The sequence below is a fragment of the Mesorhizobium sp. M0051 genome, assembly GCF_040323235.1.
GTDB lineage: Bacteria > Pseudomonadota > Alphaproteobacteria > Rhizobiales > Rhizobiaceae > Mesorhizobium.
Genome location: NZ_JAMYUT010000028.1, coordinates 55168 through 76327 on the forward strand (window position 1 = coordinate 55168; position 21160 = coordinate 76327).

At 61.8% G+C, this 21160-nt stretch carries 17 protein-coding genes, 2 tRNA genes and 3 pseudogenes; 14 read left to right on the forward strand and 8 right to left on the reverse strand.

Annotation, left to right across the window (positions count from 1 at the left end; translation table 11 throughout):
- The first annotated feature begins 103 nt into the window (after window positions 1–103).
- Window positions 104–550: a YcgN family cysteine cluster protein gene (locus NKJ90_RS25150; RefSeq protein WP_023761812.1), complete on the forward strand. Its 447-nt coding sequence runs from the start codon at window positions 104–106 to the stop codon at window positions 548–550.
- 278 nt (window positions 551–828) lie between these two features.
- Window positions 829–1209: a hypothetical protein gene (locus NKJ90_RS25155; RefSeq protein ID WP_023761811.1), complete on the forward strand. Its 381-nt coding sequence runs from the start codon at window positions 829–831 to the stop codon at window positions 1207–1209.
- 357 nt (window positions 1210–1566) lie between these two features.
- Here NKJ90_RS25155 and NKJ90_RS25160 read toward each other — a convergent pair whose 3' ends face one another.
- Window positions 1567–2277 (reverse strand): SIMPL domain-containing protein, encoded by a 711-nt coding sequence (locus NKJ90_RS25160; RefSeq protein WP_023761810.1) that lies wholly within the window; start codon window positions 2275–2277, stop codon window positions 1567–1569.
- Window positions 2278–2410: 133 nt separating this feature from the next.
- Here NKJ90_RS25160 and NKJ90_RS25165 point away from each other — a divergent pair.
- Window positions 2411–2486 (forward strand) — tRNA-Ile (locus tag NKJ90_RS25165).
- Window positions 2487–2569: 83 nt separating this feature from the next.
- On the opposite strand, the pseudogene NKJ90_RS25170 reads toward NKJ90_RS25165, so the two are convergent.
- Window positions 2570–3097, reverse strand: a pseudogene (locus tag NKJ90_RS25170) (tyrosine-type recombinase/integrase); the annotation flags it as partial.
- Between NKJ90_RS25170 and NKJ90_RS25175 the strand changes: the two are divergent.
- Window positions 3095–3422, forward strand: a pseudogene (locus NKJ90_RS25175) (zincin-like metallopeptidase domain-containing protein); the annotation flags it as partial. The pseudogenes NKJ90_RS25170 and NKJ90_RS25175 overlap by 3 nt on opposite strands.
- 204 nt (window positions 3423–3626) lie before the next feature.
- On the opposite strand, the gene selD reads toward NKJ90_RS25175, so the two are convergent.
- A complete protein-coding gene (gene selD, locus NKJ90_RS25180; protein WP_031260916.1) occupies window positions 3627–4703 on the reverse strand; it encodes a selenide, water dikinase SelD in 1077 nt (358 codons plus the stop codon).
- 444 nt (window positions 4704–5147) lie between these two features.
- On the opposite strand from selD, the gene fdnG reads away from it, so the two are divergent.
- The 10 genes and pseudogenes from fdnG to NKJ90_RS25230 all read left to right on the forward strand — a co-directional run bounded on the left by fdnG (window position 5148) and on the right by NKJ90_RS25230 (window position 16929).
- Complete coding sequence (gene fdnG, locus NKJ90_RS25185) at window positions 5148–8234, forward strand: formate dehydrogenase-N subunit alpha (protein WP_084025639.1); 3087 nt, start codon at window positions 5148–5150, stop codon at window positions 8232–8234.
- A gap of 12 nt (window positions 8235–8246) precedes the next feature.
- Complete coding sequence (fdxH, locus tag NKJ90_RS25190) at window positions 8247–9197, forward strand: formate dehydrogenase subunit beta (RefSeq protein ID WP_023761805.1); 951 nt, start codon at window positions 8247–8249, stop codon at window positions 9195–9197.
- The gene (locus tag NKJ90_RS25195; protein WP_023761804.1) at window positions 9184–9882 is read left to right on the forward strand and encodes a formate dehydrogenase subunit gamma; all 699 of its coding nucleotides are present in this window, start codon (window positions 9184–9186) and stop codon (window positions 9880–9882) included. The genes fdxH and NKJ90_RS25195 overlap by 14 nt, the downstream gene beginning before the upstream one ends.
- A gap of 114 nt (window positions 9883–9996) precedes the next feature.
- Entirely contained in the window at window positions 9997–10917 is a 921-nt protein-coding gene (fdhE, locus tag NKJ90_RS25200; protein ID WP_023761803.1) for a formate dehydrogenase accessory protein FdhE, read from the forward strand.
- A 7-nt stretch (window positions 10918–10924) separates the two neighbouring features.
- Window positions 10925–12346 carry an L-seryl-tRNA(Sec) selenium transferase gene (gene selA, locus NKJ90_RS25205; RefSeq protein WP_352487105.1) on the forward strand — a complete coding sequence of 474 codons (1422 nt, stop codon included), beginning with the start codon at window positions 10925–10927 and terminating at the stop codon, window positions 12344–12346.
- Window positions 12333–13121, forward strand: a complete 789-nt coding sequence (locus tag NKJ90_RS25210; protein ID WP_023761801.1) for a tetratricopeptide repeat protein — start codon at window positions 12333–12335, stop codon at window positions 13119–13121. The genes selA and NKJ90_RS25210 overlap by 14 nt, the downstream gene beginning before the upstream one ends.
- Window positions 13118–14953, forward strand: a pseudogene (selB, locus tag NKJ90_RS25215) (selenocysteine-specific translation elongation factor); the annotation flags it as partial. The gene NKJ90_RS25210 and the pseudogene selB, both read left to right, overlap by 4 nt.
- Window positions 14954–15076: 123 nt before the next feature.
- Window positions 15077–15172 (forward strand) — tRNA-Sec (locus tag NKJ90_RS25220).
- A 162-nt stretch (window positions 15173–15334) separates the two neighbouring features.
- Window positions 15335–15643 carry a hypothetical protein gene (locus tag NKJ90_RS25225; protein ID WP_156938611.1) on the forward strand — a complete coding sequence of 103 codons (309 nt, stop codon included), beginning with the start codon at window positions 15335–15337 and terminating at the stop codon, window positions 15641–15643.
- Between the two features lie 611 nt (window positions 15644–16254).
- Window positions 16255–16929 (forward strand): protein-L-isoaspartate(D-aspartate) O-methyltransferase, encoded by a 675-nt coding sequence (locus tag NKJ90_RS25230; protein WP_352487107.1) that lies wholly within the window; start codon window positions 16255–16257, stop codon window positions 16927–16929.
- Between the two features lie 521 nt (window positions 16930–17450).
- Here NKJ90_RS25230 and NKJ90_RS25235 read toward each other — a convergent pair.
- From NKJ90_RS25235 to NKJ90_RS25255, 5 genes are all read right to left on the reverse strand, one after another.
- Window positions 17451–17636, reverse strand: coding sequence for a DUF3303 domain-containing protein (locus NKJ90_RS25235; protein WP_245266843.1), 186 nt, complete (start codon window positions 17634–17636; stop codon window positions 17451–17453).
- A complete protein-coding gene (locus tag NKJ90_RS25240; RefSeq protein ID WP_050589601.1) occupies window positions 17587–18657 on the reverse strand; it encodes a DUF1194 domain-containing protein in 1071 nt (356 codons plus the stop codon). The genes NKJ90_RS25235 and NKJ90_RS25240 overlap by 50 nt, the downstream gene beginning before the upstream one ends.
- Before the next feature lie 823 nt (window positions 18658–19480).
- A complete protein-coding gene (locus tag NKJ90_RS25245; protein WP_023762442.1) occupies window positions 19481–19858 on the reverse strand; it encodes a hypothetical protein in 378 nt (125 codons plus the stop codon).
- Between the two features lie 103 nt (window positions 19859–19961).
- Window positions 19962–20306, reverse strand: a complete 345-nt coding sequence (locus NKJ90_RS25250; RefSeq protein WP_352487110.1) for a YybH family protein — start codon at window positions 20304–20306, stop codon at window positions 19962–19964.
- A gap of 18 nt (window positions 20307–20324) precedes the next feature.
- The gene (locus NKJ90_RS25255) at window positions 20325–21152 is read right to left on the reverse strand and encodes a DUF1194 domain-containing protein (RefSeq protein WP_050589600.1); all 828 of its coding nucleotides are present in this window, start codon (window positions 21150–21152) and stop codon (window positions 20325–20327) included.
- Window positions 21153–21160 lie beyond the last annotated feature (8 nt).

A 21160-nucleotide genomic window follows, 5' to 3' on the forward strand; every position in this document is an offset into this window, starting at 1 on the left:
TGGCCGCCCTTTTTAAGGCAACTTCGTGTCTTTCACCCGCCGCCGGCGCATTCCTCCCGTTGCCATGCTTGACCTTGCCGGCGGCTGGGGCCACATGCCGGGGATGGAAACGCCATTCTGGAAAACCAAATCCCTGGAGGCGATGAGCCCGACCGAGTGGGAATCGCTCTGCGACGGCTGCGGCAAATGCTGCCTGTCGAAGCTTGAGGATGAGGATTCTGGTGAGATTTACTGGACCAGCGTCGGCTGCCGGCTGTTCGACGCCCAGACCTGTCGCTGTTCGGACTACGCCAACCGGCTGGCACGCGTCCCCGACTGCGTCGGGCTGACGCCACAGAATGTCCGCACCATCAGCTGGCTGCCCAGCACTTGCGCATACCGGCTGGTGGCCGAGGGCCGCGATCTCTACTGGTGGCACCGGCTGGTGTCGGGCAGCGCCGAGACCGTGCATGAAGCCGGCATGTCGATGCGCGGCCGGGTCAAGGCGAGCGAAACCGATCTCGCCGAGCCGGAAGACTATTTTGATTACATGCTCGACGAGGAGCCGTAAGGCTCGCGCTGGGCCGACGAGCCAGAGGCTCGCGCTGGGACGACGAACCACAGGGTTCGCGCCGGGGACGCCTGACCCTCAGCCAATCGGTTGGATCGGAAACAGGCGGCGTTCCTATCGTTCACCGGGATGGGGACGAATGGTCGGCAATTTCCTTTTTCCCGCCACATGAACCAGAGATGAACGTCAGGTTCGCAAAGAGTTCAGACAGGCCAGCGCATTCTCCCTCCATCGGTTCACGAGGACGGGCGAAAGCCCGCAATAAAGGAGAGAAGACAATGTTCACCACCATCAAGACGGCAGCCCTTTCGGCTCTGGTCGGTCTCGGCACGCTGACGGCTATTCCCGCTCATGCCGACAGCCTCTATCTTGGCTTCGGCAACAACAACGACCCGCGTTTCGGCGTCTATACCGGCGACGACGGCTATCGCTATCGCCGTGATGAACGCCGCGGCGACTGGCGTGATGAACGCCGCGGCGGCTGGCGTCGTGGCTGTTCGCCGGACCGCGCGCTCGACAAGGCCGAACGCATGGGCCTCTACCGTGCCCGCATCGTCGACGTCAGCCGTCGTACGGTGAAGGTGATGGGCCGCCAGGACGGCGACCGCGTCGTGGTCGTGTTCGCCAACGAGCGCGGTTGCCCGGTTATCTACCGCTAAGGCTGAGGCCGGACTCATCCGTACTCATAGAAGCATGATCTTCTGCGTGGATGGGCCTGCTGCGACAATCAACCCGAGAACATGATCTTCTGCGAAGATCAGTTCGGACGGCATGATCCTCTGCGAGGATCAGCAGGGGGACACGACCTTCTGCGAAGGTCAAGCGGCATGATCCTCTGCGAGTATCAGCCGGAGACACGACCTTCTGCGAAGGTCGGTCTGGACTAACCGGCCCCCTTTCCGCCGGAAGGCGAAAAACCCCGCGGGGGCGATCCCGCGGGGTTTTTCATGCGCGTTGGTGGCTGGTGGTCGGATCCGTGGTCGGACAAGCCTCAGCCATGGATCGTCAGAGCCCGCTTACTTCAGTTCGAAGGTGACCGTGACCTGCACATTGTAGGAATTCTCGCCGGCCTGCACCGGAGCCGCGGCACCCGCGGCGTCGAAGGCCTTGGCGTTGATCGGCATCGGCGTCGGCGCGATGTTCTGGTCGGTGATCTCGAGCACCTTGCCGAGGCTGACGCCGGCGGCCCCGGCCAGCGTCTTGGCCTTGGCCATCGCATTGGCGACCGCCTTCTTGCGCGCTTCGGCGACTGTGGCCGCCGGGTTGTCATTGGTGAAGGCGATGCCGCCGCCCTGGTTGACGCCCAGCGACACCGCCTTGTCGAGGATCTCGCCGGTCTTGTCGACATCGCGCACCCGCACCGAAAGCGTGTTGGTCACCTGATAGGCGACCAGTTCGGCCTCTTGGCTGCCGTCCGGCTTGTTGGTGTAGTTGTAGCGCGGGTTGATCTGGATGCCTGCGGTCTGCAGGTCGCGGTCGTTGATGCCGGCCGATTTCATCGCCGCGATCACGGCGGCCATGGCGTCATTGTTGGCGTCGAGCGCGGCGCGCGCGGTCTTGGCCTCTCGCATGACGCTCAGCGTCAGGACCGCCAGATCGGGGGCTACGGTTGCCTCGCCTTCGCCTGACACGATGATGCGAGGCGGCGTCGGCAAATCGGTGGCTCCAGCCATCGCCGGAAAAGCGATTGCAGCGGTGAGCGCGAGAGGCAAAAGGCGTCTGGTCATGAAAATCTCCTTGGTCTGCGATCTACTCGCAAAGGTTGCGTAGAGCGAGATTATGGGTTGATTTGGGCGATCTGCGGAAGCCCGTCGGGAAAGCCTTGTGCGGCGACAGGAAAAACATTATCCAGCCGGCGTGGGGCCTGTAGCTCAATGGTTAGAGCCGGCGGCTCATAACCGCTTGGTTGGGGGTTCGAGTCCCTCCGGGCCCACCATTATCGTTATTTATCAATGGCTTATTGACCGGCTCGCTACGAAGTTCGCCAACAGGTTCGCCAAGCAGTGGTTTGCGCGTTACCAGCCGTACGACTCGGTCCATGCCTTGTACAGCCAAACGCACCTGCGACGCTTGCCGCGAATAGAGCTCTGCATGGTCGATGTCGTCGTGGCCGAGAACGTCCATCATCTGCCTCGTGGATGCCTCCGCTTCGGCGAGATAGACCCCCAGCGACTTCCTCAAACCGTGCAGCGTAAGGCCCTTCGGCAATCCGGCGAGAGCGCACCAGCGTGCCATGGCACCGGTCAGAGATTTGGGCGAGAAAGGATGGCCATAGCCCGTGACCAGGACTGTTTCGCCGCGCCGGTCCGCGGCGTCCAGGATCTTAGCCAGCATGGGAGTTACTGGAACGAAAAGCCGCTTGCCGCCGGTCCTTCCCGGGTTCTTGGCCTGAACAATATCAAATCCATCGAATTGGCGCTCGACACCATCGATCAGAACGCGGTGGGTTACGCGCTGGTCCCATCGCAAGCCTGCGACATCGCCTCGACGATTGCCAAGCCAAAGAGCAAGCCCGTAGCAAGTGCGCGCGGAAGTGCCGACTGGCAGCGCGCCTGGGAGACCGGTGAGGAAGCACAAGCGATGCCGTTCCCTGAAGCGCTTCACAGTCTTCAACGCCGCGCAGTGCGAAAATCTGCCGGATGGGGTCGCGATCGACGCGCCGCGCCCGGCTCTCCACCTGATCGAGCCGAGGGTCGAGGCCCTGATACGCGCGGCCAGAATCGACTTCCGCATCGGTGGCAACAGCGCTTTCTACATGCCGGCGCTCGATTATGTGCAGGTCCCGTCACCAGAGGATTTTTTCGAGCCTATCAACTGGCACCGCACGGCGCTGCATGAGCTTGGCCACGCTACCGGCCATATGTCTCGGCTGACCATGTCGAGCACGCGTTCCGAACGCATGGCCAAGTGGAACGATTCTCCGGATAGAGGAGCTGATGTTTCCGCAGCGTTCGCCGCCAATCCAGCGTGGACAGAGCAGGCGGCGTCTTTGCCTGCCGATCCAGTGGTGGCAGGAGGTGGAGTGCCGCGAACTGGAGGGCGCACCCCGTCATCTGGCGGGAAGCGGAGCGGCCGTTCAGGCCTCTACTACTATTGTCGGCGCGCCGGGCCTGGCATGGCCGATGATGCGAGCCGAAGGATAGCCGTCCGCGACGATCCACTCAACGAGCGCCGCTGCGCGGTCGGCCTCGCAAGCAACCAGCAACCCGCCCGAAGTCTGTGGATCCGTGAGAAGATGGCGTCGCCAGTCGGGCATGCCGGGAGGTAAGCTTATCGCGTCGCCATAACTCGCCCAGTTGCGCCGCGATGCGCCGGTAACGTGGCCGTCGACCGTGAGCGAGGCAGCTTCGGAAAAGAGCGGCACGTCGTGGCTGCAAATTATGAGCGTGCACCCGGAACCGCGTGCCATCTCGAGGGCATGTCCGAGCAAGCCAAATCCGGTCACGTCGGTTACGGCGTGGACGCTCGCATCCTGCGCCAGTTCCGATCCGATCCGGTTGAGAAGGGTGGTGGAGGCGATCATTTCGCGATAGCCGCTCTCGGAAAGCGCCTGCTTCTTGATGGCGGCGGAATAGATGCCGACGCCGAGCCCTTTCGTCAGGATCAAGGCGTCGCCCGGTCTGGCGTCAGAATTGCGTCGGATGTCCTCGGGTCGGCAGGTGCCGATGACTGCAAGGCCGTAAATCGGCTCCGGCGAGTCGATTGAGTGGCCGCCGGCAACTGGGATTCCGGCGTCGGCGCAGACAGCTTCGCCACCTCTGAGGATTTCGCGGACCATGACCGTCGGGATCTTGTCGAGAGGCATGCCGAGAATAGCCAACGCCATGATCGGCCGGCCACCCATCGCATAGATATCGGACAGGGCGTTGGTCGCGGCAATCCGACCAAAATCGTAGGGGTCATCTACCATAGGCATGAAGAAGTCGGTGGTCGCAATGACGCAAGTCGCGCTGTCGAGTTGCCAAACTGCCGCATCGTCGCCGGTCTCCGTGCCGACGAGAAGTTGATGATAGGGACTGGCAGCCGCCGGATCGGCGAGAAGCTGCTGCAGCACTGACGGCGCCAGCTTGCAGCCGCAACCGCCGCCATGGGCGAGGCTGGTCAGGCGCACAACGGGCGCTTTGGTGATTTCAGGCGAGAGGGCGATTGCCATGATCGTCTAGCCTCCTCTGCTAGCACGCTTTAGTGGGGATCAAAGTCAACCGGCATGGAAAATAAGATCGCCCAACGCATGGCACGTTTGGAGCACGCTTGCTTTCAGCGGATTTCGTTGAGTTAGAAAAGCCAAGGGCCCTATCCGGCGTGCGAGGCATCGCCGTCATTGGGTATCGATCGAAAGGCGCCCCGACCCGCGGGAGCTGTTTCATCGCCACGCCTTACTCTATGGCAATGCGTTCATTTTCGTCAATCGCAGTCGCGGTCACAATTCCGATTTGCGGGCCACAAACCTGTTGCAGGAAGGCGGTTCGGAGGGGCACTTTTGCTGCACCGTACGCGCCTTGTTCCTTGGCATTGATTTTATTTGGTCCGACACTAGTTAGTCGGATTGACCGTTGGTTCGAGTTGCCTTGTGGGGCATCGGCTTCGGGAGGAACCCATGAACATCAATCTTTCTCGACGCGCGTTCCTGCAAACAGCAGGCGCGGGCGTCGCCGGTACTTCGCTTGGAGCCCTCGGCTTCGGCGATAGCGAGGCCGCACACGCGGCGGCTATACGGCCGTTCAAGCTCGCGAACACCACCGAAACACGCAACACCTGTCCATACTGCTCGGTGGCTTGCGGCATAATCTTGTATTCGAAGGGCGATCTCAGAAAGGGCGAGCCGGCCGACATCACCCATATCGAGGGTGACACTGATCATCCGACCAATCGCGGCACCTTGTGCCCCAAAGGGTCGGCCCTGCTCGGATTTGTCAAGTCGCCGACCCGTCTGCAACATCCGATGATCCGCAGACCGGGCTCGGACAAGTTCGAGCCGATAAGCTGGGAAGATGCGCTCGGCCGCATCGCCCGCCTGATGAAGGACGATCGCGACAAGAACTTCGTCGCGATGAACAATGACGGCGTGACGGTCAACCGGTGGATCACCACCGGCTTCCTCGCCGCCTCGGCTTCGACCAATGAAACCGCGTTCGCGACCTACAAGGTGGTCCGCAGCGCGGGCATGCTGGTGTTCGACAACCAGGCACGTGTCTGACACGGCCCGACGGTGGCGAGTCTCGCCCCAACATTCGGCCGCGGCGCAATGACCAATTCCTGGACCGACATCAAGAACACGGATCTCGTCGTCATCATGGGCGGCAATGCCGCGGAAGCGCATCCTTGCGGCTTCAAATGGGTCACAGAGGCGAAGGCCAACCGCGGCGCCAAGCTCATCGTCGTCGACCCGCGCTTTACGCGCTCGGCTTCGGTGTCGGATGTTTACGCGCCGATCCGCCAGGGAACGGATATCGCCTTCCTGCTCGGGCTGATCAACTACTGCATCCAGAACGATAAGGTGCAATGGGACTATCTGAAGGCCTTCACTAACGCGACGTATGTCGTCAAGGAGGGCTTCACCTATCAGGACGGCCTCTTCTCTGGCTATAACGAGGCGAAGCGAGACTATGACAAGTCCAGTTGGGACTATGACATAGGCCCGGACGGCTTTGCCGTTGTCGACGCGACATTGGCCAATCCCCGCTGCGTCTGGAATCTGCTCAAGAAGCATGTCGCGGTCTACACGCCGAAGATGGTCGAGCGCATCTGCGGCACCCCGAAGGACCGGTTCCTGAAGGTGGCTGCGATGGTCGCCGAGACGTCGTCTCCGACCAAGGCGATGACCTCGATGTACGCGCTCGGCTGGACCCAGCACTCGAAGGGCTCGCAGAACATCCGCGCCATGGCGATGCTGCAGCTTGTTCTCGGCAACATTGGTATACGCGGCGGCGGCATGAACGCGCTTCGCGGTCACTCCAATATCCAGGGGCTGACCGACCTCGGGCTGATGTCGAACCTGCTGCCCGGTTATCTGACGCTGCCGACCGAGAAGGAGGTCGATCTGGCAGCCTACATGTCGACCCGAGGCTTCAAGCCGCTCCGGCCGAACCAGATGAGCTACTGGCAGAACTACAGGAAGTTCTTCGTAAGCTTCCAAAAGTCAATGTGGGGCAACGCGGCAACTCCGGAGAACGGCTTCGCCTATGACTACCTGCCGAAGCTCGACCTGCCGGGCTACGATCTGCTGCGGGCTTTCGAGCTGATGCACCAGGGCAAGATGAACGGCTATTTCTGCCAGGGCTTCAACCCGCTACAGGCAGCTCCGAACAAGAAGAAGGTGATCGAGTCCCTCTCGAAGCTCAAATACCTCGTCATCATGGATCCGTTGGACACCGAGACGGGCCGGTTCTGGGAGAACCACGGGCCGTACAACGATGTCGATCCGTCGCAGATTCAGACGGAAGTCTACCAGCTTCCCTCCACCTGCTTCGCCGAGGACGACGGCTCGCTGGTCAATTCGGGGCGCTGGCTGCAGTGGCATTGGGCCGGCGGCACGCCGCCCGGCGAGGCCAAACGCGATACCTGGATTATGGCGCAGCTCTATCTGCGCCTGAAGGAGCTCTACACCAAGGAAGGCGGCGCCTTCGCGGATCCGATCGTTAAGCTCAACTGGCCTTATGCCGATCCCGGCGATCCGAAGGCCGAGGAGCTTGCCCAGGAGATCAATGGCAGGGCGCTCGCCAGGGTAACCGACACGGCCGACCCGACAAAGGTGCTGGCCGAGGCCGGAAAGCTCTTGCCGGGCTTCGCCGCGCTGCGCGACGACGGCTCCACCTCCTGCGGCTGCTGGATCTATTCCGGCTGCTTCAACGAAAACGGCAACAACATGGCCAGGCGGGACACCACCGATCCTGACGAAACCGGCGCCTATTCCAAATGGGCGTTCTCATGGCCCGCCAACCGCCGCATTCTCTACAACAGGGCGTCGGCTGACCTCACCGGAAAGGCTTGGGATCCAAGCCGCAAGGTGATCGAATGGGACGGCACGAAATGGTCGGGCTACGATGTCCCCGACATCTTGCCAACGGCAAAGCCCGATCAAGTAGGCCCGTTCATCATGAATCCGGAAGGCGTCTCGCGCCTCTTTACCCGGGGCATGATGCGCGACGGACCATTCCCGGCGCACTACGAGCCATTCGAGTCGCCCATCGCGAACCCGATAGCTCCCAAAGTCCGCGGCAACCCCGCAGCGCGGGTGTTCGAAGGCGATATGGCCCAGTTCGCCGAATCGGCTTCGCAGGAGTTTCCCTACGCGGCGACCTCCTACCGACTGACCGAGCATTTCCACTTCTGGACCAAGCACGTCATCACCAATGCGGTGATGCAGCCGGAATTTTTCGTGGAAATTTCGGAACAGCTTGCGGCCGAGAAAGGCATCACCAAAGGCGGCTGGGTGCGCGTCTGGTCGAAGCGCGGTTCCGTTGTGGCGAAGGCCATGGTGACCAAACGGATCAGGCCGCTCACCTGCGATGGCAAGACCGTCCACATAGTCGGAATACCGCTGCACTGGGGCTTCACGGGAGCGGCGAAGAAAGGCTTTGGCCCCAACATGCTCACCCCCTTTGTCGGCGACGCCAACATCGAGACGCCGGAATACAAGGCGTTCCTTGTCAACATCGAGCCCGTCGCCGGGCCGGTAGCGTAGGAGGAGTAAGCGATGTTTCCTCCACTTCCAAATCCTTCGACGACGGATACCGCACCGCGTTTTTCCGACAAGGACCTCATCCGCCGCTCTGCCTCGACGGTTCCCGCGCCCGAGCAGCAATTGACGGAAGTCGCCAAGCTCATCGATGTTTCGAAGTGCATTGGCTGCAAGGCATGCCAGACGGCCTGCATCGGGTGGAACGACACGCATCCGGAGATCGGCCTCAATGCCGGCGTCTATGAGAATCCTGCCGATCTCACGCCGGACATGTTCACGCTGATGCGCTACAGCGAATGGGACAATCCCGAGACCAACGAACTCGAATGGCTGATCCGCAAGGATGGCTGTATGCATTGCGCTGATCCGGGCTGCCTCAAGGCTTGTCCGGCACCAGGCGCCATAGTGCAGTATTCGAACGGCATCGTCGATTTCGTCCATGAGAACTGCATCGGCTGCGGCTATTGCATCAAGGGTTGCCCGTTCAACATTCCGCGCATCTCCAAAGTCGATCACACGGCCTACAAATGCACGCTCTGCTCCGACCGCGTGGCTGTCGGCCAGGGACCAGCCTGCGCCAAGGCGTGCCCGACCCAGGCGATCGTGTTCGGCACGAAAGACGAGATGAAACAGCACGCCGACGGCCGCATCAAGGACCTGAAATCGCGCGGCTATTCGAATGCCGGCCTCTACGATCCGCCCGGCGTCGGAGGGACGCATGTGATGTATGTGCTGCACCATGCCGACCAGCCGGAGCTCTATTCGGGTCTGCCGAAGGAGCCGAAGATCAGTCCGCTGGTGGAGGCGTGGAAGGGCGTGACCAAATATGCCGGCCTCACCATTCTCGGCGTGGCGGCCGGCGTCGGCCTGCTTCACCATCTGGTCATGGGACCGAACCGGGTCTCCGAGACGGATGAGGAGCATGCCGAAGAGCTGACGGAAGGCAAAAACGATGGCCGCGTATGATGTGAAGCCTAACGAGCAGGTACATCCCGGCAAGCCAGTCATCGTGGACCGCTACACGGTGGGCGCGCGGATCAACCATTGGATCACGGCGGCCAGCCTGATCCTGCTCGCCTTGTCCGGCCTTGCCATGTTTCACCCGAGCCTGTTCTTCCTGTCGCGGCTGTTTGGCGGCGGCCAGTTCACGCGCTTCATTCACCCATGGATCGGCGTCTTGCTCTTCGTTAGCTTCCTTGGGCTTTTCCTTCGGTTCTGGAAGGCCAATTTGTGGAGGCCCGAGGACGGAACGTGGCTCGCCCGTTTCCGTGACGTGTTGTCCAATCACGAGGACAACGTCCCCGAAGTCGGCAAGTACAATGCCGGCCAGAAGCTCGTCTTCTGGTCAATGTCGATCCTCATCATCATCCTGATTTCGAGCGGCGTCGTCATCTGGCAACAATATTTCGCCGCTTACACCACGATCGGCCACCAGCGGATAGCGCTGCTTGTTCATTCGATCGCTGCCGTGGCGATCATCGGCGTCTGGATTATTCATTTCTACTCGGCCATCTGGGTACGCGGCACCATTCCCGCCATGACGCGCGGACGGGTGACCGGCGGCTGGGCGTGGCGGCATCATCGCAAATGGCTGCGGGAACTGATCGCAGGCAAGCCGAACGGACGTTCGGGATCGAATCCCGCCGAATGAGCGGGTATTTGTTTTTACGCAATTCCGGACGGAAAACCGTTATACACTTTTGGTGGAATTGCTCTGGAGCAGTGTCAAGCCGACCACGTGGCCCGTGAGGTTCGTGAGGTTGAAATGCCAAGGCAACAAGATCCGTCACGCCCTGACCCGACAGTAATCGGCGAAGTCTCGGCCCCACCCTTTGCGCGCGTGCCTGATCCGCGGACCTTGTTCATTCGCCGCTCCGAGCGATTGATTGTGTTGGCGGATGACCACCAGCTCGGCCCCTATCTCCGCTTCCTGGCTGCACTGACGGATGCGCAGCACCGCATCCAGGACGGCTTGCCGGAGATCGAATTGCCGACCGCGGAGGCGCGCGAGCGCGCACGAATCTTCGGTATGCCGCCGCTCGATCGCAACCAATTCACTTCGGATGCCGCCCTTGGAATGACGCTCGGCCGCCTGTTGGAAGTGGCAGCTACGATCGAAAAACCCGAGGCTGCCGCAGCCGCCTTGGGCAGGCTCACAAACATCGGTGCATCCAGAGTCGATTCCATGGTGCGCAATGTACTCACCGATGCAATCCCAATCAAAGCGCTTGCCGAGCATGTCTATGTCGCGGCCGCGCTGCAGGTTCACTTCGCCCGCCTCGCGGCATGTCTCGACAGCTCGAAGCTCGTTGCGGTTGCCGACGGCGCCTGTCCGGCCTGCGGTGGGCCGCCCGTGTCCTCGATCATCGTAGGTTGGCACGGCGCACACGGGGCGCGGTTCTGCGCCTGCGCGCTGTGTGGAACATTGTGGAACCACGTCCGCATCAAATGTACGCTGTGCGGCTCGACCAAGGGGATAGGCTATCAGGAAATCGAGGGAGGTCCTGGCACGGTCAAGGCCGAGACCTGCGATGCATGCGGCTGCTATGTAAAGATCCTGTACCAATACAAGGATCCGGCTCTCGATCCGGTCGCCGACGACGTGGCGACGCTCGGCCTCGACCTGCTCGTCCGCGAGGGCGGCCATCGCCGCGGATCGTTCAATCCGTTCCTTGTTGGCTATTGAGGATGCGATGACCACTTCATCCGCAAACCCTTTGCGCAATCTTCCGTCGGTCGACCAAGTGCTGAGGACCACGCTGGCGGCGGCCGCAATCGAGCGCTTCGGGCGTCAGGCCGCGACGGAGGCCATTCGCCGGGCCCTCGCCGATGCACGAATGGCCTCCCGCAATGCCGGAGCCGTCGTGCCGGAGGCGAACGATGTTGCCGGCGACGCGCTCATGCAGCTCAGGGACGGCGAACGCTCTTCCCTGCGTCCCGTTTTCAATCTGACCGGAACGCTGCTGCATACCAATCTCGGAAGAGCTCTCCTCGCGAAAGAGGCAGTCGAGGCTGTTCGGCTGGCGATGCGCGAAGCGGTGGCTCTCGAATTCGATGTCGAGAAAGGCGAGCGCGGCGAACGGGACGATCATCTTCGATCGCTCGTTTGCGAGCTGACCGGAGCCGAGGATGCAACCGTCGTCAACAACAATGCGGCTGCCGTCCTTCTCGTCCTCAACACGCTGGCGCTCGGTCGCGAAGCGATCGTTTCGCGAGGCGAGTTGATCGAGATCGGCGGCTCTTTCCGGATGCCCGAGATCATGACGCGCGCCGGCGCCAGGCTTGTCGAGGTCGGCACCACCAACCGCACGCATCGCAAAGACTATGTCGCGGCGATCGGCCCGGAGACCGGGCTTATCCTCAAGGTGCACACATCGAACTATCGGGTCGAAGGGTTCACGGCCGAGATCCGGGCACCCGAGCTCGCTTCAATCGCCAAGGAGCATGGGATACCGCTGGTCCATGATCTCGGTTCGGGCACGCTGGTCGATCTAGCCCGCTACGGCCTTGGGCGCGAGACGACCGTGCGCGAGGCGGTCGCCGACGGCGCCGATCTCGTCACATTCTCCGGCGACAAGCTGCTTGGCGGTCCTCAGGCGGGTTTCATCGTCGGCAGCAGGGACCTGCTCGCAGCGATCAGCCGCAACCCGATGAAGCGGGCGCTCAGGGTCGACAAGCTTCGTTTGGCCGCGCTCGAGGCGACGTTGAAGCTCTACCGCGACCCCGACCGCCTGGCCGAGCGCCTGCCGACGCTAAGGCTGCTGGCGCGCCCGGTGAGGGAGATTGCAGCGCAGGCAAAGCGCCTTGCTCCCCTGGTTGCTGACGCCGTGGGCGAAGCCTTTGCGGTCGACAAGGTGGAGTGCCGGAGCCAAGTCGGATCCGGCGCGCTGCCGCTCGAAACTGTGCCAAGCGCTGGGCTTGCTCTCAAGCCGCGCTCAGGGAGCAGCCGGGCGCTCGAAGCGCTTGCGGCTGCGCTGCGCGGGCTGGGTGTCCCCGTCATCGGGCGCATCGAAAGCCAGGCGCTCGTGCTCGATTTGCGCTGCCTGGAAGACGAGGCGAACTTCATCGCCAATCTAGCCGGCTTAAATCCGGGAGGAACCGATGCGCTGGCTTGACCGCCTTGCGCGCCGCCCAGCCGAGACGCCTATGGCCGCACGCATGACCGAGGCCCTCGAAGCCGCTCGGCGAGGCGATCATGCCGTGGCTCTGTCCATATGGGAGCCGCTGGCTCACCAGGGCGTTGCCCGCGCTCAGAACAATATCGGCGCCTGCTTCGCCGAAGGGCTCGGCGTCGAGCGTGACGCGGATATGGCCTTTCGCTGGCTGGCGCTCGCCGCCGAGGCAGGAGATCCTGTCGGGCAAAGGAACCTGGCGTCGCTGTATTTCCGCGGCGAAGGCGTTCAGCAGGACTTTCGCCGGGCGGCCGAACTCTATCGGGCCGCAGCGGAAACTGGCGACGGACCGGCGCAGGATATGCTGAGCTGGATGCTGCTGGAGGGCGAAGTGATGGCTCCCGATGCCGGCGAGGCGCGACGCTGGGCGCTTGCCGCGGCCGATCGGGGCATCGCATCCGCGATGACCCGGATTGGGATGCTTTATCACAATGCGCTCGGCGTGCGGCGCGATCCGCACGAGGCTGTACGCTGGTGGCGCCGTGCTGCCATGCGAGGAGACGCCGAGGGGCAGGCAATGCTCGGCGCCGCCTGCCATCTTGGTACGGGCGTGCCGACCGACGCGGTCGAGGCGCTGGCTTGGCTCCTGCGTGCCGAGGCAGGCGGCAGCGCCCTTGCCCACCGCTATCTGGCTGCGGTGCGGGCCGAATTGAGCGCGGGCGATGCCGCTGAAGCCGAGCGTCGCGCCGCCGCGCCGTTGCCGGAGACCGCATCATGATCGTCGGCACGGCGGGACATGTTGATCATGGCAAAACCGCGCTGGTGCATGCGCTGACCGGTATAAACACCGATCGTTTGCAGGACGAAAAGACACGCGGCATGACCATCGATCTCGGCTTCGCCTATTTGCCGGTGCCGGGTGGGGATAGCATCGGTTTCGTCGATGTTCCCGGGCACGAACGTTTCGTACACACGATGCTCGCCGGCGCCAGCGGCATCGACTTCGTGTTGCTCGTGGTGGCTGCCGATGACGGCGTCATGCCGCAAACCCGGGAGCACCTCGCCATCATCGATCTGCTCGGTGTCAAGCGCGGCGCCGTCCTGCTTACGAAATGCGATCTGGCCGGTCCCGAGCATCGCAATGCGGTGGCGAGTGATATCCGCTCGGTGCTTGCCAGGACGATGCTTGCCGAGGCCCACCTGATTCCCGTCTCGGTCGTTACAGGCGAAGGTATCGATGAACTCAGGTATCTCTTGTTCGAGGAGGCGTCGCATCTTGCCCGGCGTGCAGTTTCGGGCCGTTTTCGATTAGCAGTGGACCGCTCGTTCACGCTGCGCGGCGTGGGCACCGTCGTGACCGGCACCGTGCTTTCGGGTTCTCTCGGTGTTGGAGACAACGTGGTCGTAAGCCCGTCGGGATTGCTTGCGCGGGTTCGATCGATCCACGCCCAGAACCGGCCGGCTGAACGTGGTCGGGCCGGAGACCGCTGCGCGCTCAATCTGACCGGCGAAAGGGTTTTCAAGGAGGCGATCCGGCGCGGCGACGTGATCGTCGATCCGAAGCTTCACGCGCCGACGGACCGGATTGATGCACGCCTTCGCGTTCTGCCGGATGAACGCAAGCCGATCGGCCAATGGTTTCCGGTCCGGCTCCACCATGCCGCGACGGACGTTGGGGCACGCATCGTACTCCTCGCAGACGAACCGATCGGGCCTGGCGGCACGGCCAAAGTTCAATTGGTGCTGGACAGTCCGATCGCGGCCGCTGCCGGCGACGTTTACGTGGTGCGCGACACCTCCGCGCAGCGAACCATCGGCGGCGGACATTTTCTCGATCTGCGGGCGCCCAGCCGCAAACGCCGCGCACCGGAACGGCTGATCCAACTCGATGCCCATGCGCTGTTGGCGCCCGAACTGGCCGCCGCCGCACTCCTTGATGCGCCGCCCCACTATTTCGACCTGAAGGGTTTCGCGCGCGACAGGGCGCTTAGTGACCGCGAGACGGAAGGCCTGATCGATCAACTCGGGCTTGTTCGTTTTGCCGTGGGAGAGATGCTTCTCGTGCTGTCGCCGGAGCGCTGGTTGCGATTCAAGCGCGACTTGGCCGCGACCCTGGAGGCCTTCCATGCCGACAATCCGGATTTGCCGGGCGTAGGAATGGAGAGACTGCGTATTGGGCTTGATCCACGTCTGCAGGCGCCCGCTTTCACGGCAGTTCTGCGGAGCCTTTCGCATGCTGGAGAAGTTGCCTTGGATGGCGCCTGGGTGCGGCTGCCCGGTCATGAGGCGCACCTGACGGCAAAGGATGAAACTTTCTGGCTGCAAATCCAGCCTCTCATCGGCGGACCCGAACGGTTCCATCCGCCGAGAGTGTGGGATATTGCCGAGGTGCTGGGCGCGCCGGAGACGGAAATCCGGCGGCTTCTGAAGCTTGCCGGCCGCATGGGGAAGGTCCATGAGGTCGCTCATGACCACTTCTTCCAGCGCGAGGCGTTGGCGCAGATCGTGGAGATCGCGCGCGACCTCGCTGCGTCGATGCCCACAGACGAGTTCACCGCTGCTCAATTTCGCGATCGCGTGGGCAGCGGACGCAAGGTCGCCATCCTTATCCTCGAATTTCTCGATCGGCACGGCGTGACGCTGCGGCGGGGAGACTTGCGCCGCCTGAACAGGCGCAAGCTGGACCTGTTCCGCCTGACAGGCGAGGGTGAGCCGCCGACGGTGCAAATTTCTGGAGGAGCATCGCCCCCGGTGGGGCGTCCGGACTTCAAATCCGGGAGGGGCCGCGAGTCGGTCTCTGGTGGGTTCGACTCCCACTCTCTTCCGCCATCCTGGTGAGCCAAGATGAACCCGACGGCTTCCTATCTGAATGACCTGAAAACGACGGCTGAGACCGCCAGGACAACCGAGGCAAGCTTCAGGCGACAAGCGGCCAATCAGATCGCGGTTCTGGAACAGGAGCGCGCTTTCGCCTTCAGGCGGCTCAACCTCATGCAGGCGATCTCGGACGCCGTGGCCTCGGCCGAAAGTGAGGAGATCGCCGTTGCCAGCGCTTTGGCCGTCCTGCGCTTGCGGCTCGGCTGGAGTGCGGACAGCGAGGCGCGCACGGAAGCGATCACGCATTTTGGCCCAGTTGCGCTTGCGCTGTTCCAGGCCGCGAAGCCGCCCGAGGACGAACCCGCCACCAATATCGGCGTGGCCCTTGCGATTTTTGAGCATTGGTACTCCGAATCCCGGGGATCGCCGTTCTGGCTGCTGTTCGAGCACCAGATCGTGGACACGCCGCTGGTCGATTTTTGACCGCCGGACTTGTCGGCGTACCGGACGTGAAAGCAAAGAGCGGAACGTCGCTTTTTTGCCGACGACACGATGCGGGAACCGGCGCCTCGCTCACCGCCGCAAGCAACTGCTTTGGGCGCGGACGCCGCAAGACGTTCACTCCCATGACATAGGAGCCATATTACGAACTTATGTCGTCGATGTTCACAAATTGACGGGCTACCTGTTGAGGCTCCACACCTACAGCAGGTCGCGATCAACGATGCAGCCCTAGCCACTGTCGTGCGTTCGCCACGGAGACTGGCACTATTGTCGGGACAGCCCTTATGCTCCGCGCTGTTTGCCAGGGGAGATCTTCTGCACGACAGAAGAACCGGCTTTACTCTCAGCGACAAGAAACTTGCACCACATTCGCCAATCGGCCTGTGACATGTGGATTTAGTCGTCGGCGTCGAAGAACTCGATGTCCGCGCCGAGAATCTCGGCGGCGGCACTGGCCTCTGCGGAGCGTCAGCCTTCCTGCTTCCAGGCCCGGGCCCGCCACTTCGAGCGCACACCGAGGATCGCCTTTCGATTCGCGACAGTGGTAGACTGTACCTGGCAGCAGACTGGTTGGAGAAAGCCCCACCGTCATGAAACCGATGACCGAAGAGCACCTTGCGATTTTACGCAGGCACATGGTCGAGATGATTGCGATCCATGCCGACCTTGCAAGCGAAGAACTCGGCAAGGCAACGCTCGATGAGCGGGTGATGGCATCGATGCGGCGGGTCCCGCGGCATCTCTTCGTGCCAGCCCCGGTCGCGCCTTATGCCTACCAGGACATGCCGCTGCCGATCGGCTTCGATAAGACCGTCTCGCAGCCCTTCATTGTCGCTCTGATGACCGATCTCCTTGCTCCCCAACCGCACCAGGCTGTGCTCGAGATCGGTACCGGACTGGGCTATCAAACCGCAATCCTCGCGGAACTCGCCGGACAAGTCTGGAGCGTCGAAATCATCGAGGAATTCGCAAGCCATGCCGAGGCCCTGCTGCAGGGCCTTGGCTTCTCGAATGTCGCCATTCGTGTCGGAGACGGGTCTCGCGGCTGGCCCGAGCACGCCCCATTCGACAAGATCCTGGTTAGCGTGGCGGCTGAGCGGACGCCGCCGGCTTTGCTGAACCAGCTCAAGCCAGGGGGACGTCTGGTTCTGCCTTTGGCGTCTGAAGACGCACAGTTTCTGACTGTCATCGACAAGGACGTGGCAGGGCAACTCAAGACTCGGAAACTCATCCCCGTTCGATTCAGCCGGCTCGAAACCGTCTAATGAGGACCGCGCAACTGACGCGACCGCGCTTTCCGACCGTCAACCGGATGCCAGCCTTCCGCATTTCTTCGCCCGTGGTGAACGCCAAGAAACGATCCGTCTCGGCCAGCGGCGACAGGCAGCTGATTGGGCGCCAGGATGTGACATGGCGGATCGATTGCAAACTTTCTGGTTACCGGCCCAGTGGCAAAGAACGCTCGACCATTTTCGGAGGGGTGCTTTGCCATTTGCCGGTGACTGTGATTGCTGCGCGGCGGAAGCCGAACGCGCTAAAGCGAAATGGTCTACTGACACCGAGTAGGCGTTGAGGACAAACTCAGACGAGTTGCGCTAACTCGGTTGGTCCGAGCTTGCAGAATCCCATGTCCGAAATGACGGGCAGGATGCGAATGCTCCACCTCGCGAAGGAAGTTCATCCCGCCATTTGATAGCTTCCATCTCGACGCGGACCGCGTCCTGAACGTCGATGACCTGATGCACTTCGAATTGGAACGCCGGGCAGATCGAACACATTTTGTGCATTAGCAGCGGGTCATCTGCCTCGGCATGCTGCCACCCCATTCGCCAACCCGCACCACGAAGGCATGTACCTTGATTTCGCTGGGTATTTCCCAGTGCTGAAAGATCTTCAGGATGCGCTTTTGGACGTTCTCGTATTCAATCGCCGATCCCTGTGGCCGCTCGTTCCAATTTACGAGGTATTTCATAATCTCCTCCCTCAATCTCGTGTGACATCATCGGCTTTGTTCGGTTTCTTGTCTGTTGGAGCCGTCGGTCCTCGTCTGTTGCCGCTCCACGTGCGCGAAGGAACAATCGGGTCGGGTCAAGTGCCGGTTTTGACGCCGCAAAATCGAACGCCGTAGACATCACCGCTCCCGCAGGGTGTCGCCGCTGATAGGTCTCGATCTGTTGCAGACCGCCCGCGCGGCCGACAAGACCGGGACAAGCCCCGCTTGAGAGGAATGCCACTTCTCTCGCTAGCTTGTATGTGATTGCCTGCCGAAATTCTGCGGCGTTGTTGGCGGTAACCATGAAGGAGCCCGGTCCTCCGATAACGTGCCGCTCGTAATATTCCGGAATAGTTTCGCCAAGTTCAACGTCGTAACCAATTGGCAGGCCGTTGATCACGATCGCTTTCTGAAGCGCTCTCCGGCGGCTATCCTCTATTGGAGGTCCGTCATTGTTCGTTCCGTCACCGGAGATGTCGATGACCCTGCGCGACGCCCTGAGGGGTAGTTTGTCGAAGGCGTCGGCCGATACGTCGATGGCGTATGAGATCGAAGTTTTCGAACCGTGCGGACCGGCGCGTTGCCGTTCGGACTTCTTTCGAATGGCGTGCGCGATGAAAGACGCGTCATGCGCATCGGACAGGATCGCCCAATCCAATCGTGTCTCCGAAGTGCCCGCGCTCGACCATTCGAGGTAGGTGACGGCGACCTTGCCTTGTGGACCCTCCTTGATCACCTCCAGCACGTCGGCCGATTCCAAAGCGGATGCATAGCCCTCGCGCTCCAAAGCTGCCTCGCTCTGGCTGATGGATCCCGACATATCGGCCGCGAGGACGATAGCGACGTCGACTTCATCGGCTGATGGCATGAGAAGCCACTTCTCGTGAGTCTCGCAGGGGCAAGGCTTCTCGACATGAGAAACATCAGGCGCGGGCTGGCCCACGATCAGTGGAACTGTGCTCAACAGTCCCATGCCAAGAACTGCAGACAAGGATTGCATCTCAATTATCCTTGGGCAGACCGTCCGGTCTTCCGAGACCGTTGACTCCCACGAGCGCGTCGATTCGAGGCACTGTTCCTAGAAAGCCTTTGCCAATTGGTCTGTGAGCGGCTTCGCCTTCCCGAGGGCGCAACGCCCTTCAGCTTCTCGCTCAAAGGATAGCCCTTCGTAGGGACTGCTCATGACCCATTTGGGTCATGAGCAGAAAAAAGGCGCGCCGGAGAATTCGGACCTCACAGTGCAGGACGAATCCAAGAGCGGCGCACGGAAAACTCAGGCGCCGGTCTATGCCGCTAGGATTTCGCTCGAGAGGACTGATGCGGGCGCTGGGTTACTGTTGACGCAATTGGCGCCGCCTTCACGGAGACGGCGTTTCCGATGGAATGCCGCGATGGAGGCGGTGACTGAACTTACAGGGAGCGCCGGCACAGGCCACCTGCGGGGCCTACCGCACAGCGTTTCTATGCCGGGAGCCCGGTTGGATCGGTGATCAGCGGAAAGCTTTCCAACTCGATCGGCTCCGCGAGCGCCGCTCTGAACCTCGACGCTGTCGTGCTCCTGATTTGCCCTATGTTTCTTCCGCGGTATCGTTGCTGGCCAGAATCGGCTGGCTGTTTCATCGATATAGCGCGAGAACACCGAGCCAAGGATAAGCGTGCCACCCCAACTATGGGCCGGACGGACTGCGCCCCGAGTTCGGTTGTTCAAGTCGATATCGGCCGGGCTTCATTGTTGACGCTCTTGCTGCCATTTCCCGGTGTCAGGTCGGCCTATCCCGCGCCCCGCCAGCGGCCGCAGGCCACACAGTCGGGACCCAGCCCAGTCAGGCCGAAATGATCGCCCACAGCTGCGTCACCCCCATCGCGAGAACGAGGATGACGGTTACTCCGATGAACAGCGCCGTAGGTATCTGCTTCAGGTGAGCGCCGAAGCGGCTGCCCGAGAAGTCGTCGACCGCATCGTCCAGCATCGCCTTTAAGTCATCCATGGCGGCCTTGGCTGCCAAGACCCCATAAACCGTGATTGCGACCACAATCGTCGCGAGCGCGAACCTGGCGGCTAATCCCGCTGATGGTGCGTACGCCAGTATCGCGAATATAGTCGCGATACTGGCGAAAAAAACGATAGCATAGGTCTGCGTCAGATGGGCAAGCCGCGCCGCCGCCGCCGCCAGGTATTGATCAACGGTGAGTTTCGCCATGTGCTCCTCCGGCAGGTGACTCGGTACCGAGCTGCAAATGTACCCCACGAAATTGGCGAGGGTCTCTGATTGGCCATGAGGCGCCCGCCATCCAAGGCTACCTTCATTTCCCGGGATCGAAGTTCCATATGTCCCGGTAGAGTTTCCAGCCGCCGTCCGGTCCTTTCTTCCAGACCACCACATACTTGCCGGCGGCATCCACCAGCTTCGAATCCTTGCCCGGTGCCTTGAGGGAGAAAGTCCCGGACTCGTATGCAAGATCTCGGCATTCCTGGACTTCAAGCGTGGTGAGCGCGAGCTCCGATATGCCCATATCGATCGCGCCCTGCCATAGCTTCTGGATATTCTGGCGGCCGTCGACCCGCGCCATATCTGGCGGGAATGCGGCCGCATCATCCGCGTACTTCGACGCGACCCCGGCTGCATCCTTACTGTTGTATGCCTTCACGAACTCGGCACAATCATTTCATCCTCCCGTGTTCCAGTCTCTAGTTACTCGCTGTTTGTATGTTATCACGTTCATACCGATCTCGATGACCAGCTTGCGGCGAAGGGCAGCTGCGTAATCGCGCGGCCCCGTCAGCGATATGGCGAAAGCTTGGGAGCCGCCGATGACGGACCGGGCGAAGTAGGTTGCCAGTGGTTGCTTGGGATCCTCCTCGTCCGGCGGAATCGCTATCGCGTTGATCGTGTATCCCTTGTCAATGGCGTTCTGCCTGCTCGGCTGAACGGGAAGCCCGTCGTTGTTCTCGCCGTTGGAGGAGATGTCGATCACCTTCCTCATCGCGTTTCCCGGAAACCGATCAAGCAGAAGGCTTCCAACGTCGATGGCCGCCGAAACCGATGTTCCGCCCCGGCCGCGACGGATATAGCCGGTGTCGCCGCTCGTTCTGATCACCGCCGCGGCTGCCTTGGCATCTTCCAATCCGCAGATACGGGTCCAGGGCAGCACGGTGCGAGCGTGGCCGACGCTTGACCATTCAAAATATGCCACGCCGATGCAGCCAAGGTAGTTGTCGGAGATGGCGCCGATGATCTCGGGCGAGGTGAGTGCTGCGGCATGGCCCTCGCGTTGCAGGTCGGCGGTCCTGGGGTCGATCGACGACGAGAAATCCACGGCGAACACGACCGCGACGTCTACATTCAGCATCGCCCCATCGACGTTGGCACTATGTGCCGTCGGACACCAAAACGCCGCGGCTGTGAGGGTTGCCAGTCTCAGCAATGAATTGGCCCGCTGTCCCGGGTCTGAGTGAGACCTGGACCTCGAATCCTGATGATGGCGCCCGACCATGTTACCCA